Source organism: Micrococcus sp. FDAARGOS_333, assembly GCF_002206575.2.
In the GTDB taxonomy this organism is placed as follows: Bacteria; Actinomycetota; Actinomycetes; order Actinomycetales; family Micrococcaceae; genus Micrococcus; species Micrococcus lylae.
In genome coordinates this window covers 1,263,037-1,284,682 of the sequence record NZ_NJFJ02000001.1, presented here as the reverse complement: position 1 = coordinate 1,284,682, position 21,646 = coordinate 1,263,037, and the positions used below count along the sequence as shown (strand labels likewise).

The 21,646-nt window shown below is 69.4% G+C and carries 20 protein-coding genes; 6 read left to right on the top strand and 14 right to left on the bottom strand.

Annotation, left to right across the window (positions count from 1 at the left end; genetic code table 11):
* Positions 1 to 4: 4 nt before the first annotated feature.
* Both CEQ11_RS05740 and CEQ11_RS05735 read right to left on the bottom strand, forming a co-directional pair.
* A complete protein-coding gene (locus CEQ11_RS05740) occupies positions 5 to 865 on the bottom strand; it encodes a type II secretion system F family protein (RefSeq protein ID WP_088478020.1) in 861 nt (286 codons plus the stop codon).
* Positions 866 to 2,092 carry a CpaF family protein gene (locus CEQ11_RS05735; RefSeq protein ID WP_088478019.1) on the bottom strand — a complete coding sequence of 409 codons (1,227 nt, stop codon included), beginning with the start codon at positions 2,090 to 2,092 and terminating at the stop codon, positions 866 to 868. It lies immediately after the preceding gene.
* A 303-nt stretch (positions 2,093 to 2,395) separates the two neighbouring features.
* On the opposite strand from CEQ11_RS05735, the gene CEQ11_RS12915 reads away from it, so the two are divergent.
* Together CEQ11_RS12915 and CEQ11_RS05725 are read left to right on the top strand one after the other, a co-directional pair.
* Positions 2,396 to 5,440 carry an FtsK/SpoIIIE domain-containing protein gene (locus tag CEQ11_RS12915; protein ID WP_102957492.1) on the top strand — a complete coding sequence of 1,015 codons (3,045 nt, stop codon included), beginning with the start codon at positions 2,396 to 2,398 and terminating at the stop codon, positions 5,438 to 5,440.
* Positions 5,441 to 5,538: 98 nt separating this feature from the next.
* The gene (locus CEQ11_RS05725; protein ID WP_088478017.1) at positions 5,539 to 6,117 is read left to right on the top strand and encodes a dienelactone hydrolase family protein; all 579 of its coding nucleotides are present in this window, start codon (positions 5,539 to 5,541) and stop codon (positions 6,115 to 6,117) included.
* Positions 6,118 to 6,311: 194 nt separating this feature from the next.
* Here CEQ11_RS05725 and CEQ11_RS05720 read toward each other — a convergent pair whose 3' ends face one another.
* The 5 genes from CEQ11_RS05720 to CEQ11_RS05700 all read right to left on the bottom strand — a co-directional run bounded on the left by CEQ11_RS05720 (position 6,312) and on the right by CEQ11_RS05700 (position 12,801).
* Positions 6,312 to 7,556 (bottom strand): MFS transporter, encoded by a 1,245-nt coding sequence (locus CEQ11_RS05720; protein WP_227718900.1) that lies wholly within the window; start codon positions 7,554 to 7,556, stop codon positions 6,312 to 6,314.
* Positions 7,557 to 7,563: 7 nt separating this feature from the next.
* Entirely contained in the window at positions 7,564 to 8,727 is a 1,164-nt protein-coding gene (locus CEQ11_RS05715; RefSeq protein WP_088478016.1) for a radical SAM protein, read from the bottom strand.
* Between the two features lie 286 nt (positions 8,728 to 9,013).
* Positions 9,014 to 10,594 carry a gamma-glutamyltransferase family protein gene (locus CEQ11_RS05710; RefSeq protein WP_088478015.1) on the bottom strand — a complete coding sequence of 527 codons (1,581 nt, stop codon included), beginning with the start codon at positions 10,592 to 10,594 and terminating at the stop codon, positions 9,014 to 9,016.
* Positions 10,595 to 10,677: 83 nt separating this feature from the next.
* A complete protein-coding gene (locus CEQ11_RS05705; RefSeq protein WP_088478014.1) occupies positions 10,678 to 12,102 on the bottom strand; it encodes an MFS transporter in 1,425 nt (474 codons plus the stop codon).
* Between the two features lie 120 nt (positions 12,103 to 12,222).
* The gene (locus tag CEQ11_RS05700) at positions 12,223 to 12,801 is read right to left on the bottom strand and encodes an LURP-one-related/scramblase family protein (protein WP_088478013.1); all 579 of its coding nucleotides are present in this window, start codon (positions 12,799 to 12,801) and stop codon (positions 12,223 to 12,225) included.
* A 235-nt stretch (positions 12,802 to 13,036) separates the two neighbouring features.
* On the opposite strand from CEQ11_RS05700, the gene CEQ11_RS05695 reads away from it, so the two are divergent.
* Genes CEQ11_RS05695 through CEQ11_RS05685 form a run of 3 tightly spaced genes read left to right on the top strand, consistent with a single transcriptional unit; the run spans position 13,037 to position 15,401 of the window.
* Positions 13,037 to 14,188, top strand: a complete 1,152-nt coding sequence (locus CEQ11_RS05695; RefSeq protein ID WP_088478012.1) for an LLM class flavin-dependent oxidoreductase — start codon at positions 13,037 to 13,039, stop codon at positions 14,186 to 14,188.
* Between the two features lie 2 nt (positions 14,189 to 14,190).
* Positions 14,191 to 14,904 carry a CE1759 family FMN reductase gene (locus tag CEQ11_RS05690; protein WP_070639369.1) on the top strand — a complete coding sequence of 238 codons (714 nt, stop codon included), beginning with the start codon at positions 14,191 to 14,193 and terminating at the stop codon, positions 14,902 to 14,904.
* A gap of 41 nt (positions 14,905 to 14,945) precedes the next feature.
* Entirely contained in the window at positions 14,946 to 15,401 is a 456-nt protein-coding gene (locus CEQ11_RS05685; protein WP_070639367.1) for a MarR family winged helix-turn-helix transcriptional regulator, read from the top strand.
* Positions 15,402 to 15,491: 90 nt separating this feature from the next.
* Here the strand turns inward: CEQ11_RS05685 and CEQ11_RS05680 are convergent, their stop codons facing one another.
* The 7 genes from CEQ11_RS05680 to CEQ11_RS05655 all read right to left on the bottom strand — a co-directional run bounded on the left by CEQ11_RS05680 (position 15,492) and on the right by CEQ11_RS05655 (position 20,629).
* Complete coding sequence (locus tag CEQ11_RS05680) at positions 15,492 to 16,448, bottom strand: SseB family protein (RefSeq protein ID WP_070639366.1); 957 nt, start codon at positions 16,446 to 16,448, stop codon at positions 15,492 to 15,494.
* Positions 16,445 to 17,230: a bifunctional 1-(5-phosphoribosyl)-5-((5-phosphoribosylamino)methylideneamino)imidazole-4-carboxamide isomerase/phosphoribosylanthranilate isomerase PriA gene (gene priA / locus CEQ11_RS05675; RefSeq protein ID WP_070639364.1), complete on the bottom strand. Its 786-nt coding sequence runs from the start codon at positions 17,228 to 17,230 to the stop codon at positions 16,445 to 16,447. Before priA ends, CEQ11_RS05680 begins: the two co-directional genes overlap by 4 nt.
* Positions 17,231 to 17,331: 101 nt before the next feature.
* Entirely contained in the window at positions 17,332 to 17,487 is a 156-nt protein-coding gene (locus CEQ11_RS12910; protein WP_167635517.1) for a hypothetical protein, read from the bottom strand.
* A complete protein-coding gene (gene hisH, locus CEQ11_RS05670; protein ID WP_067189907.1) occupies positions 17,487 to 18,146 on the bottom strand; it encodes an imidazole glycerol phosphate synthase subunit HisH in 660 nt (219 codons plus the stop codon). Before hisH ends, CEQ11_RS12910 begins: the two co-directional genes overlap by 1 nt.
* Positions 18,146 to 18,727, bottom strand: coding sequence for an imidazoleglycerol-phosphate dehydratase HisB (gene hisB / locus CEQ11_RS05665; protein WP_174520637.1), 582 nt, complete (start codon positions 18,725 to 18,727; stop codon positions 18,146 to 18,148). Before hisB ends, hisH begins: the two co-directional genes overlap by 1 nt.
* Positions 18,728 to 18,869: 142 nt before the next feature.
* Positions 18,870 to 19,976, bottom strand: coding sequence for a histidinol-phosphate transaminase (locus tag CEQ11_RS05660; RefSeq protein WP_070639362.1), 1,107 nt, complete (start codon positions 19,974 to 19,976; stop codon positions 18,870 to 18,872).
* Positions 19,977 to 20,260: 284 nt separating this feature from the next.
* Complete coding sequence (locus CEQ11_RS05655) at positions 20,261 to 20,629, bottom strand: LysM peptidoglycan-binding domain-containing protein (protein WP_067189902.1); 369 nt, start codon at positions 20,627 to 20,629, stop codon at positions 20,261 to 20,263.
* Between the two features lie 261 nt (positions 20,630 to 20,890).
* Between CEQ11_RS05655 and lexA the strand changes: the two genes are divergently transcribed.
* The gene (gene lexA, locus CEQ11_RS05645) at positions 20,891 to 21,643 is read left to right on the top strand and encodes a transcriptional repressor LexA (RefSeq protein WP_070639357.1); all 753 of its coding nucleotides are present in this window, start codon (positions 20,891 to 20,893) and stop codon (positions 21,641 to 21,643) included.
* The last annotated feature ends 3 nt before the right edge of the window (positions 21,644 to 21,646 follow it).

Below are 21,646 nucleotides of genomic sequence, written 5' to 3'. Positions count from 1 at the left end.
CCGTTCATGCGATCACCCGCTCGTCCTGGGGAAGCGCACCGATGCGGAGCATCAGCTGGTAGCAGACGACCGAGACCACGAGACCGGCGAGCAGCACTGCTGCTCCTGCCGCGGTCCGATACGTCTCCACGGCCACGGGCTGCGTGCCGATGAGCAACAGGACGACCCAGGGCGCGGCCACGGCCAGGCGTGCCGCGTTGACGGTCCAGGACTGTCGGGCCTCCAGCTCGGAGCGGACCCGGGCGTCCTGGCGCAGGAACTCGGACAGGGTCTGCAGCAGCTGGCCGATGTCTGCGCCGCCGACCTCACGTGTCATGCGCAGCGCGGCTACGAGCCGGTCCGCAACGGGGTCGGACATGCGGACCTTGAGTCCCTCGAGCGCATCGAGGAAGCGGGCGCCGGCGCGGTAGTCGCGGCTGAACTCCTGGAAGGGTTCGCGCAGCCCCTCAGGGCCGTTCTCCCCCAGCTGCATGAGCGCCTCGGGCAGCGTGAGGCCAGCACGGATCGCCGAGCGGACGTGGTCCACCGCGTCCGGCCACACGTCACGGAGGAGGACGTGGCGGCGCCGGGCCTGGTAGGAGAGCAGCGTGTAGGGCACCACGGCGCCGAAGAGCGCGAAGCACAGGGCGATCGGCAGGGCACGGGTCAGGGCCAGGACGAGCAGGAGGGCGAAGACGCCGCATCCGGCCATCGCGGCGACCACTCCGGCCGGAGACAGGCGTGCGATGCCCGCCTGCGCGATCAGGCGGCGGAGCCTGCCCTGCCTCGCCGGGGCGTCATCCTCGGCGGGCGCGGGCTCGTTCCAGCAGGACCACCAGACCAGGAAGAGTCCGGCGCCCAGCAGCAGTCCCAGAAGAAGGCCCATTCAGCGATCGCCCACCAGGTCGAGGATGTCGATGCCGTGACGTTCCAGCTGGGGCATCTCGAGGCTCGCGGCCTGGTTGACCACCAGCTGCCCCTCGCTGTCCCTGCGGAACAGGGTCGAGGTCTCCATGACGCCGTCCTCCACCCGCGAGCCGACGGTGAGGATCTCCTCCACCTGGCGGCGGCCCTGCCGGTCCCGGGCGCAGTGCACGACCACGTCGATGCAGGTCGCCACGGTCGGCACGACGAAGTTCCGCGAGATGTTCTCCCCGGCCAGCAGGGGCAGGGTGCAGAGCTTGGTGAGGGCATCCGAGGCAGAGTTCGCGTGGATGGTGCACATGCCGGCCAGGCCGGAGTTCAGTGCCACGAGCATGTCGAGTGACTCCGCTTCCCGGACCTCGCCGATGATGAGGCGGTCCGGCCGCATGCGCAGTGCCTCCTTGACGAGGCGACGCAGCGGGATCTCTCCGTGGCCTTCGAGGTTCGGCTGGCGGCACTGCATGCCGACGACGTCACGGACCGGCAGCTGAAGTTCGAAGATCTCCTCCACGGTGATCACCCGTTCCCGCGGCCCGATCGAGGCCGCCAGACAGTTGAGCATCGTGGTCTTTCCGGCCTGGGTGGCCCCGGAGACCAGGATGTTCATGCCGGAGGACACGGCGGCGTCGAGGAACTTCGCGGCCTGGACGGTGAGCGAGCCGCCGCGCACGAGATCGTCCAGGCGGTTCGCCCGGGCGATGAACTTCCGGACGTTCACGGCCCAGTGCCGCCGGGTGATGTCCGGGATCGCGACGTGGAGACGGGAGCCGTCGGGCAACGATGCGTCTACGAACGGCGTGGACAGGTCCAGGCGGCGCCCGGAGGACTTGAGCATCATCTCCACGGTGTCGCGGACCTGCTGCTCCGTGAGCACGATGCCGGTCAGCTCGGAGCGTCCGGAGCGGGCGCAGTAGACCGCGTCCGGTGCGTTCAGCCAGAACTCCTCGACGCTCGGGTCGTCCAGCAGAGGCTGGAGCGGACCGAATCCGGCGAGCAGGTCGAAGAGCCACCGCTGAGTCTCGGAGGGGTCCTTGAGCGCGGGCAGGGACCCCTTCATGGCCCGGGACTCGTAGTCCGTGGTGGCGTCACTGATGAGCCTGCGCATCGACTCGGGCTCCCGCTGGGGGTCGATGTCACGCCGTCGGATGAGCTCACGCAGCTCCGATTCGAGGATGCGCACTGCTTCCATTGGTCCCTCCTGCACATGCCGATGCAGCCCCCTCCGCTGGGGTCTCCCGTTTCCGGCGCCATCCCTCGCGCCGCCACCCACAGTACCGTGGCCTGGCTCACACCTCCGGAACCTGTGGACAACGCGTGCCGCGAGCGGACCCGACATGCCCCGGAGAAGGGTTTTCCACAGATCGCAGGCCTGACTCGACGCCCGGTACGGGCGTCAGGGCAAGGTGGGACGCACGGCGACGCCGGGAACGGGATTCCGGCGCCGTCGGCCGCGGCGGCAGGTCGCGGACACGACCGACGGAGGGGAGCCCTGATGTCCTGGACGGTGGAGATCGTGGGGATGTCCGGCATCGAGCGCTGGATCGTGTCCGACCTGCCGCCGCACCCCGCGGATCAGGACCGCGCTGTGGCCGAGCACTTCCCCGACGTCGTGCTCGAGTGTGAGAGTCGCCGAGGCTCCCGCCTCCGCTACATCGCCCGTCCGCCCGGTGCGCATCGACGCCTCCGGGGACCGGAGCTGAGCCTCGTGGCCGCGAGCGGCCCGGACGCCGGACACGTCGTGCCGTTCCCGAGGGGCGGCACCACGGTCGGCCGCGGCGGCAGCCGGTGGCGTCTGGCGGATCCGACCGCCCCGGCCCGTCCCGTCGCCCTGACGGCCTCCTCGTCAGGCCTCTGCGTGGACGACGACGGTCCCTCGCCGTGGCAGAACGCGTCGCCCGTTGCTGTGGGCACGACCGACATCGTGGTGGCGCGCGGCCCCGGAGAACCGCTGCCGCCTGCCGCCGTGCCGCCGACGGCCCGCGTCGACACCTCCGGCGCACCGGCGCCGATGTCCCTGGTGCTCCCCGCTGTCATGGCTGTGGGACCGCTGCTGCTCGGCGTGGTGCTGGCCGTGAGCACGGGACGCGCGTTCTTCCTGCTGTTCGGGCTGCTCTCCGTGGTCGCTGTGGGGACGATGCTCGGGCTGCAGCGTCGCAGCAGGACCCTGTTCCGCCGGCGCCTGCACGCTCGGGTGGACGCCGTCATCGAGGAACGGGAGCGCAGCGCCCTCACTCCGCTGTCGCTCACCCGGGCGTGCCGGTCCTCTTCGGCCGACAGGTTTGCGCTGCAGGCCGACGCCGCTGCGGAGGATCGCGGAACCACGTTCTTGCCGCCGGTGTTGCGCTGGGGCTCGGGAATAGGAGAACTCCCCGTCGACGACCCGGTGCGCCAGGAGCGCTGGCGCCCCGACACGGTGCGTCGACAGCCGGTGCTGAGCCGCCCGGCCCCCGGGGCGGCCGTGCGCGTGGCCGGCGCCGGGCCCGAACACGACGGCGTGCTTCGGTGGCTGGTGGTTCAGCTGCTGCTTCAGACCTCGCGCCGTGGCCTCGGGTTCGCCGTCTGCTCCGCGGACACCGGCCTGCTGTGGCAGACCGGACCGGGTGCGGCGGGCGTCCTGCTCACCCTGCCGTCCGGGCGGATCGTCGCTCCCCTCCGGCGGGCGTGGTCGCGGCGCTGCCCTGCCGCCTCCGCCACGGCCGTCCCGTCGTCCGGCGAGCGCTGGGCCGAGGTGACGGTGGTGGAAGGCGCAGTCCGCGCCTCCGATGGCGAGGACCTGATCGACCTCAGCGACGGCAGCGCCCGCCACGGCGCCGAAGGTCAGGACCTGGAGGATCTCCACGCCTGCGAGGTCTCCGTCCGCACCGCCCGCTGGTGGGTGGAGGAGATCGCCTCGGATATGGCCGCAGCAGCACCTGGCCTGCGGCGCGGAACCGCTCCGACGCCCCTGCGCGTGCCCACGGCACCGGGTGTCCGGACTGCGGTGGAGGAGCTGGTGACGCCCCTCGCCGGTCCGGACGAGGGCGCCCATGCCCAGGTCGACCTCGACTTCGTGGCGGACGGGCCCCATGTCCTCGTCGCCGGCACCACCGGGTCCGGCAAGTCCGACCTGCTCCTGGGGATGCTGACCGGGCTGTGTGCCACACACCCACCGTCCGAGGTGGCGCTCGTCCTGCTGGACTTCAAGGGCGGTGCCTCGTTCTCGTGTCTCGAGCAGCTGCCCCACACCATGAGCGTGGAGACCAACCACGTCGCCTCCGCCTCCCTCCGTGCGCTGGACGCCGTCGGCGCCGAGCTCCGCCGCCGCGAGGAGCTGTTCGCGGCCCACCGCGTGAGCGACTATCCCGAGTTCCGCCGCCGAGTTCCGGGCATGGCGCTCCCCCGGCTCGTCGTGGCAGTGGACGAACTGCGTGTGCTCATCGACGAACACCCGGAGGCCTCCGAGGTGCTGCGCCGTCTTGCAGCCACCGGGCGATCCCTCGGATTCCACCTTGTCTTGGCGACTCAGCGGGCGACCGGGAGCGTGAGTGCGGACATTCGCTCGAATGTCGGTTCGGTGCTCTGCCTACGCACAGCCACGGAGCAGGAGTCGTGGGACCTGACCGGGTCTGCCGGGGCGGCACGCATTCCGTCGGATCAGCCGGGAACCGTCATCCATGTCGGGCAGGGGCGGGAACCACGCACCTTCCGGGCCGCGACGTGGGTCCGCTCTGACGCCGCCCGCCGTTGGGTCCGTCGCGGGGCCGCAGAGATCCAGCAGGTCGCCCCGACCCTCTGGAGCGAGGTCGTCGCCGAGCTGGCCGCCCTCACGGAGGGGGCCGCCCTTCCCGTCCCGGACCCGATCCTGTCTCCGCCGCTGCCGGAGAGCTGGACCCCGCAGGCATCGGGGGCCGTTCCGCTCGCCCTCGTGGACGACACCGCGTCCGGTCGCCATCGTCGGCTCGATGCCGGCGAGGGGCCGGAGGCGAGCACCGCCTGGCTCATCGAGCCGGGAGGGGGCCGCGATCTGCTGATCGCACGGCTTCGGCAGGACCTCATCGGCACCGGCGAGCATGTCCTCCACCTCGACGGCACCGGGGCACCGGAGTCAGAACGGGACGGCACCCCACACGACGTTCCCCGCCGTTGGCGTGTCCTCACCCCGGACGGACCGCAGGAGCCCGTCGAGGCAGTCCTCGAGTCTGTGGCCGCACTGGCAGAGACCGGCGGCACCCTGCTGATCTCCGGGTGGGCGGCCTGGTCCTCAGTGCGCTGCCCTCGGTCCTATCGCGGACTGGAGGAGCTCCTGGTCCACCACCTCGGCACGGACGGATCGCGTGGTATCCGCGTCGCCGCCGTCGGCGGCCGGGAGCTGGCCTCCTCGCGCCTGCTCGCGCAGTTGCCCCGTCGGCTCTACGTGCCGGCCGGCACCACCCCGGAGCAGCGGATGACGTGGCCCAGGCTTACCGAGGTCCTGCACCTGCCGGGGCGCGCCGTCCTGATCGACGCCGACCACCCCGAGCCCGGCGCTCCTGCCCAGCTCCCCTTCCCACCGCCGTGACCTGCGCGCACCGTGGGACGCGACGGCGCACCGAAGCCCACCTGTGAAACGCCTCCCCCGGCAGAGGACACCGACCCCATCTGCTCTAGGCTGAGCGCATGAGCCAGATCCTGCTGTTCCACCACGCGCTCGGCCTCACCGACGGCGTCCGTGCTCTCGCCGAGAGGATCGAGGCCGGCGGCCACACCGTGCATCTGCCGGACCTCTACGAGGGCACGACCTTCGCCACCGTGGGGGAGGGCGTCGCCCACCTGCAGCAGGTCGGCATGGACGAGATCGTCTCCCGCGGCATCGCCGCCACCGCCGAATACCGCCAGGCCTCCGTGCTGGCCGGTATCAGCATGGGCGTCTGCCCCGCCTTCAAGGCCGCGCAGACCGTCCCGGCGTTCCGCGCCTGCATCGCCATGTCCGCCGCCCTGCCGCTGAACGCCTACGCCCCTCTGTGGATGCCGCATGTGGCCCTGCAGGTACACCTGGCCTCCGAGGACCCGTGGGTGAAGGACGAGGACCTGCCGCTGGCCCGCTCCTACGCCGCTTCCGCCGAGGAGCCGGACAACCCGGCCGACCTCTTCGAGTACGACACCGCCGGCCACCTGTTCATGGACTCCTCCACAGACGACTACGACGAGGCGCTCACCGACGTCATGATCCAGCGCATCCACGAAATGTTGCGATAATAACGCCTCGTCAGATTTCGGCATCTCACGCAGGGCAAGGCGCCCGGCCTCAGGACATGTGAGGGTCCCGTTCAGACCGCACCAACGGCAATGAGAGGCATCGCCACAGATTGGAGAGACCAGATCATCAGTCGCAAAAGGGTAAACACTCAAAGTGAAATCCTGAGTTCACTCGTCCGTCCATATGAAACGAACTACTGCCCGTCAGTGACCTCCAGCCGCAGTTGAGACTTAATCCCACGCCAAAGGACCAATGCCACCACCGAGACTACAAGAAGCACACCAGCGCAAACGAGAAACAGGTTAACAACGCCTATAACATCAACTATTGCGCCAAAACAAGCAATACCAACCGGCTGCAATGACAAGCTGGCAGCCATCAGGAGGGAGGAAACTCGACCAGCCATGGAGGCCGGTATCCTTGAGAACACAAAGGACATATAAACAACATTTGCATATCCATTCAAAGCGCCGACCCAAACTAGCATAAACAACATCGGACCGACATCCACAATTGGCAGAACTGCAATCAGCGGCGCCTGACCTATGTTTGCAACCATAACGACCGCGAATGCCTTCAGCCCCCAACCCCGAGACTGGCCAGCCGCCCATGCGCCAGCAATAGCACCAATGCCATAGGCCGCCATAACGACACCGAATACAGCAGAGCCACCTAGCGGCGCACTCAAGGCGCGGAAGCCAGTTTGGAATAGGCCAGCCGTCACTACATCTATTACAGCATCGACACCCATTAAGACAAGAAGCCATCGCGTCGCGACAGCAAACTTCAGGGCGGCTGTGACACCCGCAATAAAGCCGACCTCACCGGCTCCATCCGCCAGTACTCTCGATGTCCTTGTCCTTACTGACAGAACAAACATAATAATAGCGCCAAATAACAATGCACCAATGTTGGCTAAAATACACCACTCAAAACCTGCCGAAGAATAAACTACTCCACCAAAAAGGGGCCCAATAATCGTCGCCAAGTTCGTTATCGATGAATATACAGAATTTCCAAAATTATATCTGCTTTCATCTAGCAAACGTGGAGTGAGAGCTCTTGCAGCTGGACCTGATAGACCATTAACAAGTCCATAGACACTGATCGTTGCAATAACAGCGACCTCGGAGTATTGCTCCATTCGCCCCGAGAGCAACAAGGTCAGGGCTATGCATAGAGCCACTATATTCTGCCATAGCAGCAGCCTTAGAGGATTGCTCCTGTCTGTCAGCCACCCTCCAAGAACAATTCCCACTAGCGCAGCAAATGTAGGCAAGGCAACGGCAAGGCCTACCTGCGTGAAACTTCCGCCTCGGTCAATCAACCAGAACGACACAGCGACCGTCTGGAATGGCGTCGTTGCGCGAAGTGGGGCTAGAGCCACCCACGCAATCCGGAATGCCGATTCACTACGAAATGACTGTGGTCTTGACATGTGAAGCTCAGGCATTCGAGTACTGCGTCGCCACCCCGCGTGAGGTCAGTACCCTCTCGATATGGTCGAACATGCGGTAGAGATCGTTACAGTAGATAGTCCGGCGCGCAAACCCCTCTTCCCTTGAAAAGCGAGTAGTGACACGACCACCACCACAGATTGCCAGGAACTTGCAATCTTTACATGCCTTCGGGATAATGTCCTGCTGCTCACGACAATAGCTGAAGAACGGATCCATATACAAATCATCCATACTGTTCCGCAGTACATTTAGGCCCAGGTCTGACATACGATCCTCACAAGCCCTGAAATTATCGGTCGGCTGCAGATCTCCATCAGTTTCAATCACCGCGACATTGACTGGCGCGTAACCGAACTGATCGCTCGCAAATGTCAGGCCACTTACAGCACGAATCATATCCGCAAATAGACGAATATTGACCTTGGAGTTATCTTCCTCGATCCATGCATCGAAGATGTCTCGCATCAACTCAAAATAGCCGTATCCAGGACGCACGGGCAGCGGCTCCTGCACGTAATTTGCTTCTGGCAATACAAGGTTGATGTTCTGGATGTTCAGGCTTCGAAGGTGACGATATACAGCGTCTCCATCGATGGCGGGGTTTAGGACCGAGATCGTTCCCAAGTTGAGGCCACGTCCTACATACTTCTGTGCAAGCTCGAGGCCCCTGACTACTTGGTCGTACGACCCCCGTCCCGCCTTGTTCACCCTCATACTGTCATTAAGTTCCTTGGGTCCGTCAAGGCTGACTCCTACATTAAATTTGAACCGAGCAAACCTCTCAGCCCACTCGTCGTTCAGGAGTGTTGCGTTGGTGGTGACCTTATAGACGACTTCGATTCCGTCCGCTCGAAGCGTCTCCGCCTTCTGGACCATTTCGTCAAATTGCGCCAGAGGCTGGAGGGTTGGCTCACCACCGTGGAAGACAATCCAGACCTTACTTATGTCTTTCTCAATGCAGTGTTGCCGGATATTCTCTACTACTTTGTCAAAGATGAGCGGCGACATGAATCTTGGCCGCTCCATCCAACTTGTGTCCTGCGAGTTATAGAAGTAGCAGTACTTGCAGTTTAGGTTGCACCACTCGACCGTCTTTACGATGTATGTGTCAATGCCAGCCAAAGTTCCCCTCCTTGAAGAACTAGGCACCCGTGAAAAATATTCACGGGTGCCTAGTTTCCACTGACCAAATCTTAGGTCAGTGGGTCTCGATCACCGTCGGGTCACTGGAAAAGGACCACGCGGTCATATCTCGATCCTGCTGGAGAACATCCTGAATGACAGACATGTCACCCTCCTTTGACTAGGTGTGTCGTAGCTCACTGGCTAGCGAGCTGAATTCAGCAAACCACTTCATCTGCAACGGTGTCGAGACCCTGGTACTAAAGTCAAAGAACTTGGCACCAAGGTGCCAGACCTTTGGCTAACCGTCGCTTTACCGCGCCTCCGCGTGGCCGTCCTTGCGCGGGTCGGAGCCGCCGGCGTAGCCGCCGTTCGGCAGGCGCCACACGGCCTGCCCTCCGCCGTAGGTGCGGTCCCCCGCGCCCGTCCGCGTCACGCGGTGGCCCTTCGCCTCGAGCGCGGCGGCCACCTCGTCGGACCATCCGACCTCCAACTTGAGCTCGCCGTCGCCCTCCACGAACCAGCGCGGAGCGTCCAACGCCTCCTGCGGCGACTGCCCGGCCAGCAGCCGGTGCATCACCTGCAGGTGCCCCTGCGGCTGCATCGGCGCGCCCATCACGCCGTACGCGCACACCGGCTGCCCGCCGCGGGTCAGGAAGCCGGGGATGATCGTGTTCAGGGGCCGCTTGCCGCCGGCCACCTGATTCGGGTGCCCATCGGTGAGCACGAACCCGGCGCCGCGGTCGTGCAGGGCGATGCCCGTCCCCGGCACCACCAGCCCGGAGCCGAAGCCGTAGTAGTTGGACTGGATGAGGGAGACCATCATCCCGTGCGCGTCGCCCACGGACAGGTACACCGTGCCGCCGGCCGTCGGCGGCTCGGTCACCGCGTCCGCCGCTCGCCCCCGGCTGATTCGCGCGGCCATCGCGTCGATCGCCTCGTCGGACAGGATGTCCTCCACCTCGGTCCGCGTCCAGGCCGGGTCCGCGATGTCCCCGTGGAGGATCGTCAGGGCCTGTCGCATCGCCTCCACCTGCAGGTGGACGGTCTCCGCGTCGTCCGGGTCCGCGCCGGCGCCCGGGTCCACGCCCAGCCGCTCGAGGATCCGGATCGCCACCAGCGCAGCCAGCCCTTGGCTGTTCGGCGGGATCTCGCACAGCTCGTGCCCGGCCCAGGATGCGGTGATCGGCTCGCACCACTCCACCTCGTGCTCCGCCAGGTCCTGCGCACCCAGCAGTCCCCCGCCGGCCTCGGCGTGGGCCACGATCCGCTCGGCGAGCGCACCGCGATAGAAGGACTCCCCGCCGGTGGCGAGGATCTCCCGGAGGGTCGCGGCGTGGTCAGCGAAGACCACCTTCTCCCCCTCGCGCGGGGCCCGGCCGCCGGGCATGAAAGTGTCCGCGAAGTCCTCGATCTCCCCGAGGATCCCGGCGGCACGCGCCCAGTCCTGGGCCACGATCGGCCCGACCCGCCAGCCCTCTTCGGCATGGCGCACGGCGTCCCGGCCGAGCCGTGCGAACTCCAGGCGCCCGAACCGCTCGGACAGGGCCCGCCACCCGGACACTGCGCCGGGCACGGTCACCGAGTCCCACCCGCGCCTCGGCATCTCCTGATACTGTGCGAAGTGCTCCGGGGTCCACGCCCGCGGGCTGCGGCCGGAGGCGTTGAGCCCGTGCAGGCGATCCCCGTCCCAGACGAGGGCCAGCAGGTCTCCGCCGATCCCGTTGTTCGTCGGCTCCACCACGGTCAGGCACATGGCCGCGGCCACGGCGGCGTCGGCGGCGGTGCCGCCCTCGGCCAGCACCTCCTGGGCCGCGGCGGCGGCCAGCGGGGAGGACGAGGCGACGACAGCCTCGCCGTACACGGTCGAACGGCGCGTGGGGTAGGTGTCCATGCCGCCCATCATGTCAGCCGGACCGGGAAGGACGAGGCGAGTGCCGTCGTCGGGAAACCGGCGGCGAAGCCGACCGGACTGGCTCAGTACTCCCCGTGGATGCCGCGGCGGCGGGCGCTGGCCGAGAGCAGCAGGGAGGCCACGGCGATCACCGCGCCCACCGCACCGGCCGTGTAGAAGCCGGCCACCGGGGAGAAGGCCTCGATCGCGGCGCCGCAGAGCGGGGCGCCTGCCGCCGAGCCGGCCGTCATGCAGGAACCGTAGAAGCCCATCGCCTCACCGCGGCGCTCCTCCGGCACCAGCCGGGACAGCCGGCCTGAGGCCGCCGCCAGCGTGGGCGCGGTGAGCAGGCCGGACGGGATGGACAGCAGCGCCAGGGACCACAGATCCCAGGCCAGGGCCATCGGCAGGGAGGCCAGGGCGAACAGGCCCATCAGGACGGTCGGGGAGACGTCCCGATGCGTGGCTCCGTAGAACACCCCGCCCACCGCGGAGGCACCGCACCACAGGGCGAAGACCACACCCACCGAGGCGACCTGCCCCGCGTGCTGCAGCGTGGCCATGATGGACACCTCGGTGCCGATCAGGCAGAAGCCGGCGCCCACGGCAACCAGCAGCGCGGCCACCGAGGCCCGGTTCATCCACCCGAACGAGTTCCGGCGCCACTGCCGCAGACGCTCGGCGCGCCCGGTCCGGCGGGCCCGGGCATCCGGAGACACCGGCCCGGAGCCGTCCGCGGCGATCACCGGAAGCGCGCCGGTCACGGCAGGGATGGCGGAGGTGACCACCGGGATCGCGCCGGTGGCCAGGTCCGCCGCCGCCACGTCCAGGTGCATGGGGGCGCCGGTGACCGCCTGGGCCACCGCCTGCTCACGGTCCTCTTCCTCCGTATAGGCGTCCTCGCGCTGCGGGCCGGCCTCCAGCTGCCAGGAGCGGGTCGGCGGGTTGAACCACATCAGCAGGGCGCCGCCCACCGCGCCGGACAGGCCCACGATCACTAGGCCGAGCGACGAGTTGCCGGTGGCCGCGATGATGCCGCCGAGCGTCGGGCCGATGATGAACACGCCCTCGGTGATGATCGAGTCCAGGGCGAACGCCGTCTGCCGGTCCCGGCCCTTGGCCAGCACGCCCAGCCCCTGCCGCACCACGGAGAACACCGGAACGGTGAGCACGCCGCCGAGGAAGACGCCGGCAAGGATGAACGGGAACGGCAGATACGCCACCACCGGCCAGATCAGCGCCTCACCGATCACCGAGGGGATCAGGGCACGGCGCAGGCCCTTGTTGTCGATCACCCGGCCGCGCCAGGGGGCGCCCACCGCGATGCCCAGCGTCATGGCCGCCACCACGAAGCCGGCGGTGCCGTACCCCAGGCCCATCGTCGCCGCGACGTGGAAGGTCAGGATCACGCCCGCCGCACTGTGCGGGAAGCGAGCGATGAACCCCACGCCCAGCAGGTTCCGGATGCGCGAGTCCTTGAGAAGTCGAAAGTAGGCGCCGAAGTCCACCCGCGGCAGTCTAGTCCCGCCGGCGCGGCCAGCCGCCCGGGCGGGCCTGCCGGCGTCACGGTGCGGTCAGGGCGCCTGCGCGCCCCGGCCGAACCCCCGACGACGTCCGCTCGCCTCCGTCTAGCTGCTCGACTGGTCCTTCGCCCGCATCAGGTCCAGGCCCAGGACGGTGCCGACCACGGCGCAGCGCACGATGGGCGGCATGGACGGGTCCAGCGTCACCTCGTAGCGGGAGTGCCCCATGAGTCCGCGGGACAGACCCGCCCAGCGCCGCTCGACGGCGGCGATCTGCACCCCGCGGGCGTGGACCTGGTAGGCCTTCCCCCAGGCGTTGCCGACGATCTCGAACTCGGTGCCGTCCACCACCTGGCAGCTCACCTTGGTGCTGAAGAACGCGTGCTCCCGGCGCAGGCGTGCCAGCGGCAGACCCTCGGCATCCACCATGGACATCCGGTCCCGGCCCCACGTGACCACGTCCTCGAAGCCGAACAGCGTGCGGCCGGTCTCCGCGTCCTCGATCACGAAGGACCGGTTGCCCATGAAGAAGCGGCTCGCGCCGGAGCCGGTGGTGCGCACCCGCAGCACCGGCCGCTCCTGGGCATCGGTGACCTCGAAGTCGTTGGACATGAAGGAGGCCGTCTGCTGCATGTGCAGCACGTCCGTGTGCGCCAGCCGTCCGGCGAAGAACCCAGAGTCCATGGACACCAGTGTGCCGCGCGGGCAGGCGGCAGGTCGAGCGGCCCGGGCGGTCCCGACTCACCGGGCCGCTGCCCGGCCTGATGTCCCGCTCCGCCCCGTCCCGCTCCGCTCCGCCGGTGAGGAAGGTCACGGCTGCGGTGGAGTCGGCCGGGAAGAACTCGGAGCCCCGGGCTGTTGTCCCATATGCTACAAACTTGAAACAGATGTGGCGTGACCGCCTTCCTAGGAGGACAACATGCAGTTCGGCGTCTTCACCATCGGCGACATCACCACCGACCCCACCACCGGCACCACTCCCACCGAGCATCAGCGCATCAAGGACACCGTCAGGATCGCCCGTCACGCTGAACAGGCCGGCTTCGACGTCTTCGCCACGGGCCAGCACCACAATCCGCCGTTCGTGGCGCCCGGCAACCCGCCGACCCTGCTGTCCTACCTGGCCGCGGCCACGCAGCGGATCATCCTCTCCACCGCCACGACCCTGATCACCACCATGGACCCGGTGCGCCTGGCCGAGGACTACTCCTACCTGCAGCACCTTGCGGACGGCCGGGTGGACCTCACGCTGGGCCGGGGCAACACCGGCCCCGTGTACCCGTGGTTCGGCAAGGACATCCGGCAGGGCATCGAGCTGGCCGTGGAGAACTACCACCTGCTGCACCGGCTCTGGCATGAGGAGTCCGTCACCTGGTCCGGCCGCCACCGCACGCCGCTGCAGGACTTCACCCTCACCCCGCAGCCCCTGGACGGCGTGGCCCCGTTCGTCTGGCACGGCTCCATCCGCTCCCCCGAGATCGCCGAGCAGGCCGCCTACTACGGCGACGGCTTCTTCCACAACAACATCTTCTGGAACAAGGAGCACGTGATCCGCATGGTCCGCCTGTACCGCCAGCGGTACGAGCACTACGGCCACGGCGCCGCCCACCAGGCCTTCGTGGCCCTGGGCGGGCAGGCCTTCATGCACCGGGACTCCCAGGAGGCCGTGCGCCGCTTCCGCCCCTACTTCGACAACGCCCCGGTCTACGGCCACGGCCCGTCCCTGGAGGAGTTCAGCCGCCTGACCCCGCTCACCGTGGGCTCCCCGCAGCAGGTGATCGAGCGGACCCTCGAGTTGCGCGAATGGGTGGGCGACTACCAGCGCCAGATGTTCCTGATCGACCACGCCGGCCTGCCCACGGACGTGGTGCTGGAGCAGATCGACCTGTTCGGCGAACACGTGCTGCCGACACTGCGCCGGGAGTTCGCCGCCCGGAAGCCGACGGATGTCCCCGAGGCACCCACCCATGCCTTCCTCGTGGAGCGGGCCCGCCGCGGGCAGGCTCCGGTGCCCGGCGGGGCAGCGGACTCCCCCGCCGGTCGCGAGCGCGCCGCGGCGGCGGAGGCATGAGCATGCACACCCCTTCCTTCCCGACGGCGTCCCACGCCTCCGACGCGCCCGTCCGGCTGACCGCCGTGTCCGGCGGCATGGGCGAGCCGTCCCTCACCACCCGCCTGTCCACGCGCCTTCACGACGCCGCCCGGCGGGAGCTGGAGGCCCACGGCCTCGATGTGGAGACGGCCCAGGTGCCCCTGCGCCCGCTCGCCACGGCGGTGGCACAGGCCCATCTGGGCACGGTCCGCGAACCCCACCTGGACAGGGCGCTGGACACGGTGCTCGCCTCCGACGCCCTCGTGGTGGTCGCCCCCACCTACAAGGCCTCCATGGCCGGGATGGCCCGGGCGTTCTGGGAGCTCGTGGAGGACGGGGCGCTCCGGGGCGTGCCCGTCCTGCTGGCCGCGACCGGCGGCACGGCCCGCCACAGCCTCGTGCTGGACACCTCCCTGCGGCCGCTGTTCGCCCAGCTGGGGGCAACGGCCCTGCCGCGCGGAGTCTTTGCCGCGACGGACGACTGGGGCGGTGGACCGGCCGCGGCGGACGGCGCCGGGGCCCTCGACGTGCGCATCGCAGGCGCCGGAGCAGACCTGGCCCATGCGGTGCTGCGGGAGCGGGCCGCACCCCGACCGCCCGAGGCCTCCGTGAGGCTGCCGACTGCGGACATGCCCACGGCACAGGCACCCTCCCCCACCGAGACACCGTTCGCGGCCATACTGGGAAGGCCCTGACACCGGCAGGGCACGGAACCGTCAGAGCCGGGAGGAGGACCATGGATTCCGTCGATGCCCCGTGGCCGTCAGGCCGCCGCGACGTGTGGCGCTCCTACTTCGAGTCCAGTGCCATGCTGACACAGCGCCTCGAGCAGTCGCTGCGTGCCGAGACGGGCCTGTCCCTGGCGGACTACAACGTCCTGCTCCTGCTCACCGAGGCCCCGGAGCGCCGGCTCCGGATGGGCGAACTCGCCCGGAAGCTCGTGTTCTCACCGTCCCGGCTGACCTATCTGATCGGGTCACTGGCCCGGCGCGGGCTGGTCGTCCGGCAGGACGCCGTGGACGACGGCCGCGGCAAGGAGGCGTCCCTCACCGATGCCGGCGCCCAGGCCTTCCGGCGCGCGGCCGTCCTGCACGCCTGCGACGTGGACGAGCTCTTCCTCGACGCTCTGTCCGAGCAGGACCTGGCCGTCCTGGCACGGGTGTTCGCCCGCCTCGGCCGGCACCTGTCCTGACCGTACGAGGTCCCGGCGCGCGGGCAGCCTTCGCGACGGCCATGCCCTGGCGGTGGACAGACACCCATTCCGGCCCCGCGCCCGGTGTACTCAGCGGCGCACGGTGATCTGCACGGAGTCCGCCCGCTCGGCCAGCAGCGGCAGGTCGGCCAGCAGCATCCGCAGGGTGGTGGTCATCAGGCGCACGGCGGTCTCGTCCGCCCCCTTCTCCGGCATCGCGACGACCTGCAGCTCCGGGCCGGAGCCGCCGCCGTTCATGACCGTGCCGGAGGCGGACTCGGTGGCCACTCCGGTGCCCGGTGCCAGGCCCAGGTTCAGCAGACCGGGAACAAGGTCCGCGACGGAACCGATCTCCTGGGCGATCTGTTGGTCCCAGTAGGACGGGGTCCAGTCCTTCTGCTGGGCCAGCGCCCACACGGCGGGGCGGCGCACCACATAGGTGTGCTCGGCACCGGCGTCCACCACCACGAGCTCACAGCCTTCGTCCACGGCGGACAGGCAGGCGCGCGGCATCCACACCGCCACCGGGCGGGCCTGCGGATTCCAGGCCGTCAGCGCCGGGACGGAGGTGAAGACGGGCAGCGCCTGCCGGCCGTCGGCGGCGCGCATGGTCACCAGGGCGACGTCGGCGGCCTTGTCCCCCTCGGACAGGTCGTGCTCGTGGCCGGAGTGGTCCGCATGGTCGTGCACGTCGGACTCGTCCACGGCCAGGGTCGGCACCACGGCGGCGAAGACGCGGATCCCGGAGAGGACCTTCGTCACGTGCGTCTCGTCCGCCTCGCTGGTCTCCAGCCGAGCCATGACCTCGGTCCACTCGGCCGGGCTGGTGCCGTCGTCCTCGTCGAAGACGTGCAACGGGTTCTTCGACCCCTCGAGGCCGGGCCCGGAGAGGTCCCGCCCCTGCCAGGGGACGCCGGCGGTGTCCGCGGTGTTCTCCCCCGCGGTCTTCTCCCGCATCCGGTCCAGAGCGGCGCGGATGTGTCCCGGCAGCTCGCGGCTGCCCGGCTGCGGGACGTCGACGGTGTGCTCGGTGTCCCCGCCGGTCACTCGGCAGCCTCGAACGGGTGCGCGGCACGGGCCTCGTCCACGGTGGCCCCGGCGGCCACGGCCAGCGCCTGCTCCAGGGAGAAGCGGCCGGCGTAGAGGGCCTTGCCCATGATGGCCCCCTCCACGCCCTGGTCCACCATGGCGGCCAGGGCGGCGACGTCCTCCAGCGAGGAGATCCCGCCGGAGGCCACCACCGGTTTGGTGGTCGCGGCACACATCTGGGCGAGCAGCTCCGTGTTCGGGCCCTTGAGGGTGCCGTCCTTGGTCACGTCGGTGACCACGTAGCGGGAGCACCCGGCCTGCTCGAGGCGCTCGAGGACCTCCCAGAGGTCCCCGCCCTCCTTGGTCCAGCCGCGGGCGGCCAGCACCGTGCCGCGCACGTCCAGGCCGACGGCGATCTGCTCGCCGTACTGCTCGATGACGCGGGCGGTCCACTCCGGGTCCTCCAGCGCCGCGGTGCCGAGGTTCACGCGGGTGGCGCCCATGGCCAGGGCGTTCTCCAGGGAGGCGTCGTCCCGGATGCCGCCGGAGAGCTCGATCTTCACGCCCAGCTCCTCGACGACGCGCTTCATCACGTCCCGGTTGTCGCCGCGGCCGAAGGCGGCGTCCAGGTCCACCAGGTGGATCCACTCGGCGCCGGCGTTCTGCCAGTCCAGGGCGGCGGCCAGCGGGTCGCCGTAGCCGGTGGCGGAGCCGGCCTCGCCCTGGACGAGGCGGACCGCCTGGCCGTCCTGGACGTCCACGGCCGGGAGCAGCTCGAGGGCCTTGCAGGAGGAGGTCATGGGGGTGATCCCTTCTTCGGGGGTTCAGGGGGTGGGACGGACACCACAGGTGGGCGGCCGTCGTCGTGGTTCATGAGGCGGGCCCACAGCCCGCAGACCCGTCAGGGGACGGTGAGGAACGCCGCGGCGATCGCCATCACGGCGAGCACCAGCGCGATCGCGACGGCCCACCATGGGGCGCGCTGGGAACGCAGCGACCAGGCGGCGCCGAGCAGGATGCCGCCGAGGCCGAGGTAGAGGATGGACCAGTACGGCATCAGAGGGACCCCAGCCAGTTGGCCAGCAGCTGCAGGCCGGCGTCCCCGGACTTCTCCGGGTGGAACTGCGTGGCCGAGAGCGGCCCGTTCTCCACGGCCGCCACGAAGTCCGTGCCGTGGTGGGCCCATGTGACCTGCGGCGGCTTCATGGCGGAGATGGACTGGTCGAACTGCCACCTCAGCACGCCGTAGGAGTGGACGAAGTAGAACCGCTCGTCCTCGACGCCGCGGAAGAGCACGGTGTCCTCGGGCGGGCGGACGGTGTTCCAGCCCATGTGCGGCAGCACGTCCGCCTGCAGCTCCTCGACGAGACCGGGCCACTCCCCCATGCCCTCGGTGCGCACGCCGTGCTCCACGCCCTCGTCGAAGAGGACCTGGTGGCCCACGCAGATGCCGAGCACGGGGCGGCCTCCGGCCACGCGGCGGCCGATCCAGCGGGTGCCTCCGGAGGCCGCGAGCGCCTCCATCACGGCGGAGAAGGCGCCGACGCCGGGGACGAGCAGGCCGTCCGCGTTGAGCACGGTGTCCGCGTCGTCGGTCAGCTCCACGGTCGCGCCGGCGCGTTCGACCGCACGGACGGCGGAGTGGACGTTGCCGGAGCCGTAGTCCAGGACGGCGACGGTCGGCCTCACGCCGGGGACGGAGGTCGGGCTCGCCATCAGAGGGCGCCCTTCGTGGACGGGATGTCGTTCACGCGCGGGTCGTCCTCCACGGCGGCGCGCAGGGCGCGGGCGAAGGCCTTGAACTGGGCCTCCACGATGTGGTGCGGGTCCCGGCCGCGCACCACGTCCATGTGCAGACAGATGGAGGCGTGGTAGGTGATCGACTCGAACACGTGACGGGTCATGGAGCCGGTGAAGTGGCCGCCGATCAGGTGGTACTGCTGCCCCTCCGGCTCGCCCTCGTGCACCAGGTACGGCCTGCCGGAGACGTCGACGACGGCGCGCGCCAGCGCCTCGTCCAGCGGCACCGACGCCTCGCCGAACCGACGGATGCCGCGCTTGTCCCCGAGGGCGGCCTTGAGGACCTCTCCGAGGGTGATGGCGACGTCCTCGACCGTGTGGTGCACGTCGATGTGAGTGTCGCCCGTGGCCCGGACGGTCAGGTCCATCTGCGAGTGCTTGCACAGCGCCGTGAGCATGTGGTCGTAGAACGGCACGGTGGTGGAGATCTCGGCGGTGCCGGTGCCGTCGAGGTCCATCTCGACGTACACGTCCGACTCGCTGGTGGTGCGCTGCATGCGGGCGCGGCGTCCGGAGACGAGCTCTGCTGCCACGGCGGTCCTCTCTGGGTGCGGTCGCCGGCGACGGGCCGGGCGATCGGGCGGTTCGGGGAATCGCCTCCCATCGTACGGAGGCGGGCGGTGCGGTGCCGCCTCGGTCTCAGCGGCCGAGCACCTCGGCCAGTGCAGTGAGGAACGCGGTGGTCTCCTCCTCGGTGCCGGCGGTGACGCGCAGATGGTGCGGGATGCCCACGTCCCGGACGAGCACGCCGCGCTCCAGCAGGCCCTGCCAGACGGCGTGCGCGTCCTCGAGGCCGCCGAAGAACACGAAGTTCGAGTCCGAGACGGCCGGGGTGAGGCCGTAGTCGCGGAGGGTGTCCACGATCCGGTCGCGCTGCACCTTGATCTCCTCCACGGTCTCCAGGAGTGCGTCCACGTGCTGCAGGGCCGCGTTGGCGGTCGCCTGGTTCACGGCGGAGAGGTGGTAGGGCAGGCGCACAAGGCGAAGCGCGTCGCAGACCGCCGGGTCCGCGGCCATGTAGCCGAGGCGGACGCCGGCGAGGGCGAAGGCCTTGGACATGGTGCGGGTGACGACCAGGCGCGGGCGGCCCTCGAGCAGGGTGAGGGCCGGCTCGGTGCCGGCGAGGGCGAACTCGGCGTAGGCCTCGTCCACCACGACCATGGCGGCCGGGCCGCCCGCGGCCGCGACCTCCTCCGTGGCGTCGTAGACGGCGCGGATGGTGTCCAGGGACAGCGCGGTGCCGGTCGGGTTGTTCGGGGACGCCAGGAACACGAGGTTCGGGCGGTGGCCGCGGATGCAGGCCGCGGCGTGCTCGGCGGAGAGCGCGTAGTCCGCGGCGCGGCCGCCGTCGATGAACTCGGTGTCCGTGCCGGAGGCCAGCAGCGGATACATGGAGTAGGAGGGCAGGAAGCTCAGCACGGAGCGGCCCGGGCCGCCGAAGGCCTGCAGGATCTGCTGGAGGACCTCATTGGAGCCGTTGGCCGCCCAGAGGTGCTCCGGGGTGAGGCCGTGGCCGAGGTAGTCCGCCAGACGCTCGCGCAGCTCCACGAACTCACGGTCCGGGTAGCGGTTGAGACCGCCGGCGACCCGGGCGACCGACTGCACGATGGCGTCGGCCACGATCGGAGGCACCGGATGCGTGTTCTCGTTGGTGTTCAGCGCGACGGTGACGTCCAGCTGGGGCGCACCGTAGGGACTCTGCCCCTTCAGGGACTCGCGGAGCGGGAGGGCGTCCAGATCGGTCATGGCGATCAGTCTAGGAACCGCCGCCGCCGGCGGCCGCCGCGTGACGCCCGAGGGCGCGGGCAGCGACAGAGGGGGAAGCACGCCGGGCGGCGGCGGGGTCTGGAGCAGGCCTGTGATCAGCCGGGAGCCGCGGGATCGTTCCTGCGCAAGAGGAGGACATGAAGGGATCGGGGGGCACGACGTGCAGGGATCCAGCCGGTGCAGTCGGCCATGGCCGGCACGGGCGGGTCAGTCGGCCATGGCCGGCACGAACGGGTCAGTCGGCCATGGCCGGCACGAACGGGTCAGTCGGCCATGGCCGGCACGAAGAGGTCGTCGCCGGTCTCGAGGGTGCGGCCCTCGAGGCCGTTGAGCTCGGTGATGCGTTCCATGGTGGCGAAGCGGTCGGCCGCCGGATCCACACGGCCGGCGATGTCCCACAGGTTGTCACCGGGCATCACGGTGACCTTCTCCAGCTCCGCGCCGGCCTGATTGGAGGACACGGCCGCCGGGGACAGGGTGATGGACAGGGCCGTGGCCGCCAGAGCGGTGAGCACGGCCGCGAGCACCATCACGGGCAGGCCGCGCAGGACGAAGCGGCCGCGGCGGTTCAGCCGCCAGTCGGCAGCCTGGACGGTGCCGGTGCGGGTGACGGAGCGGGTGCGAGCGTTCATGGTGCTGCCTTGCCTTTCCACCTGCCGGAGCAGGCTGTTCGAACATCCGTTCGATCTGTTCGAACACTTTTCTAGCACACGTCTTCGAGACACGCCATGCCGAGTTCGAACATATCTTTGAACCGGTCGGTCTCCTGGGCTACGGTCGAGCCACGGGTTCCGCCCGTGGACGACCCTCTCCAGGTGACGCCGGACAGCAGACCACGAGGGGCGGACACGATAGGGAACACCGCCGACGCCGCCGAGCAGGAACGGACCGCCATGGCCACTCCTCAGCCCCCTGAGCACCCCACCGGGACGCCGCAGACCCTCACGCCGCGCCAGCGCGCGATCGTGGAGACGATCCGCGCGTCCATCGCCGAGCACGGCTACCCGCCGTCCATGCGCGAGATCGGCGACGCCGCCGGCCTGGGCTCACTCTCCTCCGTGAAGCACCAGCTCACCCGCCTCGAACAGTTCGGCTACCTGCGCCGCCACCCGGGCCGCCCCCGTGCCCTCGAGGTGCTGCGGGACGAGGACGGGACACTCCTGGCCGCCTCCGGCGAGGCCGCCGGTGAGGCCGCAGCCGGCGCGACGTCCGCCGACGGCGACGCCGTGGTCTCGGCGCTGCCCACGTGGCACACCGGCACGGAGGAGGGAGACTCCGTCCCCGTGCCGTGGGTCGGCCGCATCGCCGCCGGTGGGCCGATCCTCGCCGACCAGCAGGTCGAGGACGTCATGGCACTGCCCCGCCGCCTCACCGGCGAGGGCGAGCTGTTCATGCTCAAGGTCTCCGGCGACTCGATGGTGGACGCCGCCATCTGCGACGGCGACTGGGTGGTGGTCCGCCGCCAGAACACCGCCGTGAACGGGGACATCGTCGCCGCCCTGCTGGACGACGAGGCCACCGTGAAGACCTTCCGCCAGCGCGACGGCCACACCTGGCTGCTGCCGCAGAACACCGCCTACGAGCCGATCCTGGGAGACCACGCCACGATCATGGGCCGCGTCGTCACCGTGCTCCGCGCCCTCTGAGCC

Excerpts from the sequence above, each read along its gene's own strand:
- CEQ11_RS05710 (WP_088478015.1), bottom strand. The coding sequence starts at position 10,594 with ATGGACACCTACCCCACGCGCCGTTCGACCGTGTACGGCGAGGCTGTC.
- hisB (WP_174520637.1), bottom strand. The coding sequence starts at position 18,727 with ATGCAGCGCACCACCAGCGAGTCGGACGTGTACGTCGAGATGGACCTC.
- CEQ11_RS05725 (WP_088478017.1), top strand. The coding sequence starts at position 5,539 with ATGAGCCAGATCCTGCTGTTCCACCACGCGCTCGGCCTCACCGACGGC.
- CEQ11_RS05720 (WP_227718900.1), bottom strand. The coding sequence starts at position 7,556 with ATGTCAAGACCACAGTCATTTCGTAGTGAATCGGCATTCCGGATTGCG.
- CEQ11_RS05740 (WP_088478020.1), bottom strand. The coding sequence starts at position 865 with ATGGGCCTTCTTCTGGGACTGCTGCTGGGCGCCGGACTCTTCCTGGTC.
- priA (WP_070639364.1), bottom strand. The coding sequence starts at position 17,230 with ATGACCTCCTCCTGCAAGGCCCTCGAGCTGCTCCCGGCCGTGGACGTC.
- CEQ11_RS05660 (WP_070639362.1), bottom strand. The coding sequence starts at position 19,976 with ATGACCGATCTGGACGCCCTCCCGCTCCGCGAGTCCCTGAAGGGGCAG.
- CEQ11_RS05695 (WP_088478012.1), top strand. The coding sequence starts at position 13,037 with ATGCAGTTCGGCGTCTTCACCATCGGCGACATCACCACCGACCCCACC.
- CEQ11_RS05685 (WP_070639367.1), top strand. The coding sequence starts at position 14,946 with ATGGATTCCGTCGATGCCCCGTGGCCGTCAGGCCGCCGCGACGTGTGG.
- hisH (WP_067189907.1), bottom strand. The coding sequence starts at position 18,146 with ATGGCGAGCCCGACCTCCGTCCCCGGCGTGAGGCCGACCGTCGCCGTC.
- CEQ11_RS12915 (WP_102957492.1), top strand. The coding sequence starts at position 2,396 with ATGTCCTGGACGGTGGAGATCGTGGGGATGTCCGGCATCGAGCGCTGG.
- CEQ11_RS05735 (WP_088478019.1), bottom strand. The coding sequence starts at position 2,092 with ATGGAAGCAGTGCGCATCCTCGAATCGGAGCTGCGTGAGCTCATCCGA.
- CEQ11_RS05655 (WP_067189902.1), bottom strand. The coding sequence starts at position 20,629 with ATGAACGCTCGCACCCGCTCCGTCACCCGCACCGGCACCGTCCAGGCT.
- lexA (WP_070639357.1), top strand. The coding sequence starts at position 20,891 with ATGGCCACTCCTCAGCCCCCTGAGCACCCCACCGGGACGCCGCAGACC.
- CEQ11_RS05690 (WP_070639369.1), top strand. The coding sequence starts at position 14,191 with ATGCACACCCCTTCCTTCCCGACGGCGTCCCACGCCTCCGACGCGCCC.
- CEQ11_RS12910 (WP_167635517.1), bottom strand. The coding sequence starts at position 17,487 with ATGCCGTACTGGTCCATCCTCTACCTCGGCCTCGGCGGCATCCTGCTC.
- CEQ11_RS05700 (WP_088478013.1), bottom strand. The coding sequence starts at position 12,801 with ATGGACTCTGGGTTCTTCGCCGGACGGCTGGCGCACACGGACGTGCTG.